Origin of the sequence: Streptomyces sp. NPDC005195, assembly GCF_040608315.1 — a bacterium.
GTDB classification, from domain to species: Bacteria; Actinomycetota; Actinomycetes; order Streptomycetales; family Streptomycetaceae; genus Streptomyces; species Streptomyces kaempferi.
Genome location: NZ_JBEXHZ010000108.1, coordinates 1 through 7,887 on the forward strand (window position 1 = coordinate 1; position 7,887 = coordinate 7,887).

Annotated in this window: 8 protein-coding genes and 1 tRNA gene; 3 read left to right on the forward strand and 6 right to left on the reverse strand. The window is 68.7% G+C overall.

Going from position 1 to position 7,887, the window contains the following annotated elements; genetic code table 11:
• Nucleotides 1–517 precede the first annotated feature (517 nt).
• From ABZV34_RS35680 to ABZV34_RS35700, 5 genes are all read right to left on the reverse strand, one after another.
• Nucleotides 518–2,323 (reverse strand): S8 family serine peptidase, encoded by a 1,806-nt coding sequence (locus ABZV34_RS35680; RefSeq protein ID WP_356286257.1) that lies wholly within the window; start codon nucleotides 2,321–2,323, stop codon nucleotides 518–520.
• Nucleotides 2,324–2,460: 137 nt separating this feature from the next.
• Complete coding sequence (locus ABZV34_RS35685) at nucleotides 2,461–3,021, reverse strand: hypothetical protein (protein WP_356286260.1); 561 nt, start codon at nucleotides 3,019–3,021, stop codon at nucleotides 2,461–2,463.
• Nucleotides 3,022–3,517: 496 nt separating this feature from the next.
• Nucleotides 3,518–3,592: transfer RNA gene (locus tag ABZV34_RS35690), tRNA-Gln, on the reverse strand.
• Between the two features lie 229 nt (nucleotides 3,593–3,821).
• Nucleotides 3,822–4,208 (reverse strand): fic family toxin-antitoxin system, toxin component, encoded by a 387-nt coding sequence (locus ABZV34_RS35695; RefSeq protein ID WP_356286263.1) that lies wholly within the window; start codon nucleotides 4,206–4,208, stop codon nucleotides 3,822–3,824.
• Nucleotides 4,205–4,504: a DUF1778 domain-containing protein gene (locus ABZV34_RS35700; protein WP_356286265.1), complete on the reverse strand. Its 300-nt coding sequence runs from the start codon at nucleotides 4,502–4,504 to the stop codon at nucleotides 4,205–4,207. Before ABZV34_RS35700 ends, ABZV34_RS35695 begins: the two co-directional genes overlap by 4 nt.
• 153 nt (nucleotides 4,505–4,657) lie before the next feature.
• Here ABZV34_RS35700 and ABZV34_RS35705 point away from each other — a divergent pair, with 153 nt between their 5' ends.
• The gene (locus ABZV34_RS35705) at nucleotides 4,658–4,813 is read left to right on the forward strand and encodes a hypothetical protein (protein ID WP_356286267.1); all 156 of its coding nucleotides are present in this window, start codon (nucleotides 4,658–4,660) and stop codon (nucleotides 4,811–4,813) included.
• 91 nt (nucleotides 4,814–4,904) lie between these two features.
• Here ABZV34_RS35705 and ABZV34_RS35710 read toward each other — a convergent pair whose 3' ends face one another.
• Entirely contained in the window at nucleotides 4,905–5,648 is a 744-nt protein-coding gene (locus ABZV34_RS35710; protein WP_356286270.1) for a DUF6292 family protein, read from the reverse strand.
• 1,018 nt (nucleotides 5,649–6,666) lie between these two features.
• Between ABZV34_RS35710 and ABZV34_RS35715 the strand changes: the two genes are divergently transcribed.
• Together ABZV34_RS35715 and ABZV34_RS35720 are read left to right on the forward strand one after the other, a co-directional pair.
• Nucleotides 6,667–7,005, forward strand: coding sequence for a MerR family transcriptional regulator (locus ABZV34_RS35715; RefSeq protein WP_356286273.1), 339 nt, complete (start codon nucleotides 6,667–6,669; stop codon nucleotides 7,003–7,005).
• Nucleotides 7,006–7,252: 247 nt separating this feature from the next.
• Nucleotides 7,253–7,456 (forward strand): cold-shock protein, encoded by a 204-nt coding sequence (locus tag ABZV34_RS35720; RefSeq protein WP_356286276.1) that lies wholly within the window; start codon nucleotides 7,253–7,255, stop codon nucleotides 7,454–7,456.
• The last annotated feature ends 431 nt before the right edge of the window (nucleotides 7,457–7,887 follow it).

Below are 7,887 nucleotides of genomic sequence, written 5' to 3' on the forward strand. Positions count from 1 at the left end.
TTCAGGCCAAGGCTGGGGCTGCACCGACACGACACGCTCCGATCCGAGAAGACCCACGAGTGATCACCAGCGCTCATGATCCACTGGCTCCTCGTGACGCTGTCACCCCTGGCGCACGGACAGACCCACGACCGATTCCGCCAGTCACCTCGTCGCCCGCCAACTCGGCCTGTCTGCACGACAGTTGGAATTGGCCACCAAGATCGCGCAGTGTCATGAGCGGTGTTGGAAGTTTCAGGTCTCGAGCTCCCCGGGCACGGACGTGGTCGGACACGGCCCGACCGAGACAGACGCGTGGCTGAACTTCTGGGACACGGTCCATGACGACTGGAAGCCGCCCGGGGAGAGATCCCTTGCCGCTTTGGGCGGGTTGATGCCGGCGCGTCGCGCCCGCCGGGTGCGCACGATCAGGGTCCGCGACCTGTTCGGCTGCCCCCCTGGGCGCCCTTGCGGTCCGGCCTGAAAAGTTCCGTCCCCCGGCGCTTCGCCGCCGGGGGACGGAGGTTGCCGTCTTGTGTCAGGCCCGGGGGTAGGGTCCGGCTGCTGCATGGGTCTGTTCGGCGCGGTAGTCCTGTTGCTGCCAGGCGTGGGGGATGCCGAGGGCGGTGGGGGCGTCCGCGATCCCGGCACCTACGCGGGCCGGATCGGCGCCCGGCAGGGGCTGGCAGGCGGTGCGCAGCAGTGTGTACAGGAACTCGGCACGGGCCGGGGTGCGGGGCATGACCTGGGTACGCAGATGGTCGTGGTGGGCCAGGAGCAGGGCGGCGAGGCCGGTGACGTGGGCAGCGGCGATCGCGGTGCCGTCGGCCGGGGTGTAGCCGTCTCCCAGTGCGGTGGTGATGACCGCCGCGCCCGGTGCGACCAGGTCAACCCCCGGCCAGGTGGGGGTGAACGGCGCCGGATAGGGTCCGGGCCACGGCGGCTGCACCGCCGCGTAGGGGCTGTAGGGGGGGTAGGTGCCGGTGTGCGCGAGCGCCCCCACCGCGAGGACCCCAGGCGTGGCGGCCGGCTGGGTGAGGGGGCCGGCGGTGTCGCCGGCGGGGGCGATGATCGTGATCCCGGCCGCGTGCGCATCCAGCAGCTTCCACGCCATGAGCTGTGACGGTGCGGGGTAGGCGAGGTTGATCTGGGCGATGTCGATGTCGTGCGTGACGCAGTAGTCGACCGCGCGGAGCAGGTCGCTGACGTGCCCGCCGGGGAACAGTTTCAGCGCGTGCAGCTCGGCCTCCGACGCGATCCCGGTGATGCCGGTGCGGCTGTCGGCCGCCGCAATCACTCCCGCGCACCAGGTGCCGTGACCGGTGGTATCCACCTTCCACGTGCCGTCCCCGCCGCCGACGGTGGTGGTGAGGTCGTGGCCGTGCTGGACGCTCTCTTTGAGGTCGGGATGGGCGGTGTTCACTCCGGAGTCGATGAGGGCGACCTTGATGCCGTGTCCGCGGTAGGTCGGGGGGATCTGGTGCAGCCGCATCGCCTGCGTCCCCCAGCCCGTCAGCGCCTTGCCGGGGGAGCCCTCGAACGTCTCCGCCAGGGTCTGTACCTCCACCACCGCCTCCGCGCCCTCGGTGAGATCGGGGCGGCCGGTCCGCAGCGGCCAGTAGCCGCTGACGGGCCGCACATACAGCCCCTGGAGGGTGTCGGGGGTGTCCGCCGCCAGCGTCAGGCTCACCCGTCCGTCGCGGCCCGTGACCCCGTGCACCGGAATACTGCTGCCGATCGCCCACACGTGCGCCCCGGCCACTGCCTGACCGTCACCGCCCACCACCCGCAGCCTGACCGTTCCGGGCTCCTCCAGGGTGATGGCGAGCATCGGGTCCACCACCGGCACCGCAGTGCCCATGCCGGCGCCGATCGGTGGGGTGGGGGTGTAGGTGAGGGGCTGGTCGATCTCCACGACGACCTGCGGGTTCGCCGCCAAAGCGCGGGCCCGCAGGTCGGGCATCGCGACCACCGCGACCGGAGGGCACGCGGGATGCGGCTCGGCGATCGCCCCCAAGCCCCGGGGACGGGAGGGGCGCAGCTGTGCCACCGGTTCCACGTCGGGGTCTTCCTCGAGCATGGCGAACAGCGCGGCCGTTTCGATCGGTGGCACTCCGCCGCCCAGCATGCCCGCCGGGCGCGGTGCCACCAGATACCGGCCCCACCCCGCCCTAACCCCCCGGCCCTGGGTATATCCGAACGCCTGTGCCTTCCCGTCGAGGCGTCCGGTCGGCTCACCCGTACCGTCCGCTGCCTCGCTCGGCTGTGTCGCCGCGGCCTTCTGCGCATGGGCCTTGCCGTTACCGCCGTTGCCCGGCTTCACACCGCCGCCTTGCTCACTCATCGCACAAACCGCCATCTCAGACTCAAGGTTGCTTCACTTGTCACATCACGTCGCACAATCTGCTGCGTGGTGGGAGCGGCACCTCGCCCCCACCACGCCCGTCACTGCGGCGCCTCGCTGCCCGGCGCGAGGGGCTGTTACATGCCCAGCGGCGACAGCTGCCCGTACTGCGGCTGCTGCCCGAACATGCCCTGCCCCTGGCCAAGCCCCGGGAACTGGCCACCCTGTCCCATCTGGCCCTGCGGCTGCTGGTTGGGGAACTGACCGAACTGCTGCTGGCCCTGCTGGCCCTGCTGGCTTTGCTGCACCAGCGTCAGGATCGCGATAGGCAGCGCCTGCTGCACGGACTGCTCCACAGCGCTGCGCACGCCCTGGAGCAGGGTGTGGTGCAGCGCCACAGCCAGGTACGGGTGCGCCTGGTGGGCCAAGCCCTGCTGCTGCAGCTGCTGCTGGACCTGCTGGATCTGCTGCAGCGTCTGCTGCATGCGCTGCGCCACCTGCTGGCTCGCCTGCTGGCAGGCCTGCTGCATCGACTGCTGAACCACCTGCGCGATCTGCTGCTGCGACCCGGCGATCTGCTGGCCGAACTGCTGCTGGCCCTGGCCCTGGCCCTGGCCCTGTTGCCCCCAGGGCTGCTGCTGGCCGAACGGCTGCTGGGCCTGGGGCTGGCTGATCTGCTGAGGGGTGTAGACGGACATGCGGGACTCCTCCTTGAGCCTTGCGGGTGGGCACGGCCAGGCGCCGAACCTGAAAGCCGGTTCGCCGCCGCCATCGAGCAGCAAACCACCATTCGACGAAGAACACATTCCGGGACATACCGCCAAGGGGAGTGCCGTCGGCGGAGAGGTCCACCTGGGCACGGGTACCGGCACAGCTGTCCCATCCGGCGGTGCGGACGCCAGGGCAACTGGCCGAGGCCGCCTGCCGGGGTGCAGGCCAGAGAGATGAGCGTGCAGCCGTCTTCCGGCGCTCACGGTGCGTCTGAGTTGCCGCCGCTGTCGCCGATGCTGGCGGTGGCCTGCCCGCCGCCGGGACCAAAGAGGGAGGCCGAGTACGCGTTCGAGACGCTGTGGAACGGGGCCCGGGTGATCGCCCGGCACCGTGCGGCTGCTGTCAGCCACCGCTCCACGGAGAGTGGACCAGAACCGAGCAACACGGCGTTGACACCTTGGCATGGCATTGGCATTCCGTGCTTGGCTGGGATACCAGGAGTCGAACCTGAACTAACGGAACCAGAAACCGTCGGGCTGCCAATTACCCCATATCCCACTGCCCTGGCTGTCACCGCGGGAGTTCGGTCCAGCCAGGGTGTCCTCGCTGCGAGGGCCGACAAACGATCACACGGCGAGGCACGTCTCGTCGGCGACACTACCCCTGTCCTGCTCGATACAGCGTCTTCTGCCCGGAGGTGTCGCCCAGGCATGAAGAGCGAGCCGGAAGGAGATGCTGGACATCGTGGGGTAAGCCGGGCCGCACTCGGACCTACGCACCAGCCCGGTCAGAGAACACTCCATGCCCGCAGCTGACGGCCGATCAGCCCGACCCCCATAGCCCCGGAGGCGGCGTCCCGCACCAGAGAGACCGACTCCTTGGGCAGGTAGTCGAGCCGGCATCCGTTCAGGGCCAGGTACGCCTCTGCGGAATGCCAGGCGAAGGCCTCGTTGGAGTGCTCCAGACACGGCAATTTCACCAGCGTCTGGAGCAGCGCGGCCGCCTTGAGATACAGCGAGCCGTAGATATCACGCTCCATGGCCCGGGCATTGACTCGGGCGACTGCTGCGTAGAGCGGGCCGAAGTCGTCAACCTGAGGATCCTCAGGCAGCAACTGCGCGGCATGCAGCAAGAACGTCACCTCAAGCGGCTGGAGCGGTTCGTTCAGCGTCACGCGGCATGGCCCCGCTTCTGCTGCTCCTCAAGCTCCCGCCGCGCCTCCAGCTCCGCGGTGCGCTGCTCCCCGCCTGGATTGGCCGCGCCGGTCTCCTCGGTGAACGCGTCGCCGCTGCGGGCCATCGACCCGTGGAATGCCTCGAGGAAGCGCTCTTCCACGGCAGTGGCGCGAGCGTAGGCAGCGGACAGGATGTACTCCTGCAGGCTGACACCCTCCTGCCGGGCGGCGGCCTCGATCGCGGCGCGCTGCTCCGGATCGGGAAATCGTAGGTTCATGGCTTTGGTAGGCGGCATGGTACCGATGGTACCCCCGGTACCGCAGGTCAGGCCAGAGGGCCCAAGCGGGCGGGCTGCGGGGCTCCTGCGTCCAGGACGGAAATGATCCGAATCGACACCGCCCCATGCGCAGGCGCGCATGCGCGAAGCGGCGCGCAGCGGGAGGTCGTCATGTCGGATATGCCGATGGGCTCGCTGGGTACGGAGATGCGGGAGGTCACATTCCGGGACCAGTCCTGCGGGATCATCCTGGTGCAGGCGGGGACTCCGCAGGACGAGGCCGATGAGATGGCCGCACGCGTGTGGGCCGAGCTGCCCAAAGGCTAGGGCCGCGAGGGAGTGCCCGGAGAAGGCTGTCGAGGCGGCGTAGAGAGCTGGCGGCGACCGCCGGGTTTGCCTCTTCGCTGCCCGCCTGGGTTCATGGTTCTTGTCGGCGGCGGTGGTCTGCTTCCTGGAGGGCCCTCTTGTATGTTTCTGCGGCTTCTGTGGGCTGGCCTGCGCGGGCGCTGAGGTCGGCGGCCAGCAGTCTGTTGAGGGCGGTGGGGTTGGTGCTTTCGGTGTACTCGAGCAGGTGCAGGAGGGCTGTGAGCTCGCCCTGGCGGAGGTGCAGGTGGGTCAGGGGGTCGGAGGTGCCGGAGACCAGTGCCCGGCGCACACGCTTTTCGTAGGCGCGTCTGTGCAGCTCGGCGAAGCGGATCTGGGGTTCCTCGAACAGGTAGGGCTGGGCGGGAAGGTAGGGGGCCAGGCTGTCCAGCAGCGTGGGGAAGTCGCGGCCCTCCTGTCGGGAGGACGGTTGTTCGCTGGTGCCTGACATGGCCGGGTCGAGTCGGAAAGCGTCGACGAAGGCGGAGACGAGCCGGGGCTCGGGAAGCAGGCCGGCCCCGGGCCACCGGACACCGGACAGGTACCGGTCCTCCTTGCCGGCGGTGTAGAGACACCAGCCGGACGTGGCCGCCCAGTGGAGCCCGCAGTCGCCTCCGCCATGCTGGTCCTGGAAGGCCTGCGTGAACGAGATGCCGGCCTCGACGTCGAGGTACTCGCCGTCCGGGTCGCGCCAGGGACCGCAACTCTGAATCCCGGTCACCGGCAGATCCGCTTCCAGGAGGCACTCGGCGACGGCAGCGGCGTAGTGGCCTGCCCGCCTCGCGAGCTCAGCTGACATCTGGGGACTGGTTTCGCTGGCCACGGAACTCTCTCTCCGCTGTCGGTATCGGACGGTGACGTCGCCATAGATCGTGCCGGGCCGGATTGGGTGTCCGGCGCTGTTGGCGGCGCGCGGCAGCCCGTCCCGGCTCGCGTCCACGGGGTACGACGGCCGGTGAGGGTACCGACCTGAAACCGGCGCGGCTCGCACTGCTCCCTGGGCTGCGCCTCGGCGGCGCCGGTAATGGGGGGGGCGGCCGTGGTTGTTCGAGCTCGATTACCTTCTCACGGGCCGCGCGGAAATCTGTGTTGACCGGAGTAGACATTGGGCGGTGGTCTGGTTATGGTTTCTCTCGTAGCCAGGAAGACAGCAGGACCCGGCAGACACGAACTGCCAGGTAGCAGCATGTAGTTGCAGTGCGCAGGACGGTGCGGTGGTGGAGTTTCGGAGCCAGGGTTGTTGCAGGACGGCGACGGGACTGACGACCGGACCGGGTGGCCCGCAGTGATCAGGGGCCGCCGTGAGCAGGACAGCAGTGGCACCACCCGTAAGTGCAGTACGCAGTACCCAGCAGGGGAGTCAGTGAGCGGTACCTCGGTGAAGGCGTCGGCTGCGGGCGCGCGCACCGGGAGGTTCGGCAGTGGGGTTCCAAGCCAGAGCAGTAGTCGCAGGACGGGCGACGGGGCTGGCTGCCGAAGAGTGACGCTGTCACAGGTCACCGAGCAGGTCGCATCACCAGCAGTGCGCAGTAGAGCAGTACCAGCAGTTATTGATCCCAGAGGGAAAGAACGGAGGGGCCGAGCGCCATCAGGATCGCCCGGGCGTACATGTGGAGTCCGGGTACCGCAGGACATCGATAGTGAGGTGGTCTCCGGTCGAGCAACCGCGATCCTCGCACACGCTCTCATCCCCCGTGAGTTGGTGCGGATACAGAAGGCCGACGCAGGACAAGGGTCGGCGGATGGTGTAGCAGTTCCTTCGGGGCCCTGGCGGAGATAGCGCCAGGGCCCCTCCACGCGTTCCACAGAGAGGTGCGATGACAGCAGACGACTCGTACGGCAGGCTCGATGACGACGACTACCCCGCCTACACGATGGGCCGGTCCGCCGAGATGCTCGGCACCACCCAGGGCTTCCTCCGCGCCATCGGCGAAGCCCGCCTCATCACCCCGCTGCGCTCCGCGGGCGGCCACCGCCGCTACTCCCGCTACCAGCTGCGCATCGCCGCCCGCGCCCGGGAACTTGTCGACCAGGGCACTCCCATCGAGACGGCCTGCCAGATCGTCATCCTCGAAGACCAGCTCGAAGAAGCCCAGCGCATCAACGCCGAACACCGCCGCGCCGCCCAATCGGAGAATCCACCGGCTGCGGCTTGAGATGGGGCACGCCTGCCTGTCTTCGGCGGGCCTGCGCGCCTGGTCCACGTCGTGACGTGTACCCGTTTCCTCTGGTGACGGGGTGTTGTGAGCCTGTAGCGTCTGGGGCAGATGTCGTGGTTCGGGAGTTCCCTTTGCCCATGCCTTTGGTGTGGGTTTTTTGCTGTGCTGTGCCGCAGGGACCAGGGCGATCACCTCCGCCTTTCACATGGTGTGGGAGGCGTTCATCGACTGGAAGGCATGAGACATGGCTACGGGAACTGTGAAGTGGTTCAACGCGGAGAAGGGCTTCGGCTTCATCGCCCAGGACGGTGGCGGCCCGGACGTCTTCGCGCATTACTCCGCGATCAACTCCTCGGGCTTCCGTGAGCTCCAGGAGAGCCAGATGGTGACGTTCGATGTCACCCAGGGCCAGAAGGGCCCCCAGGCCGAGAACATCAACCCGGCCTGACCCCTCGCCGCAGCCGGCAGGATCTGAGGCGTACCGAAGCAGGGTTGCGCAGCTGTTGCTGCGCAGCCCTGATCTGTGTCGAGACTGGAGTCCGGCCAACGCACCCCGCGATAGGTCGAACAGCACTCACATCATTGCGCTCGCTACACCCGCCGCCTCCCGGACTTGGACAGCTGCTCGATCCGCTCCGGCGTCAGCGTCGCGGCCGGGGCCCCTGGTTCCCGAGACACGTAGCTCCGCACGGCCGGTAGGTTATCTGTGCCGCGCCGACGGCCGTGCGGCCCCATTTTCTTCTTCGGCTCCCCGAACCATCGGCGGCGAATGGGTCTCGTCCCTGGCGGTGCCGCCGGTACGGCCGAAAGATCTGAACCAATACCGGGAATCAGGCCGCGACGAGCTCCTGCTCGCGGTCCGGCGTCTTGGCCTTGGGC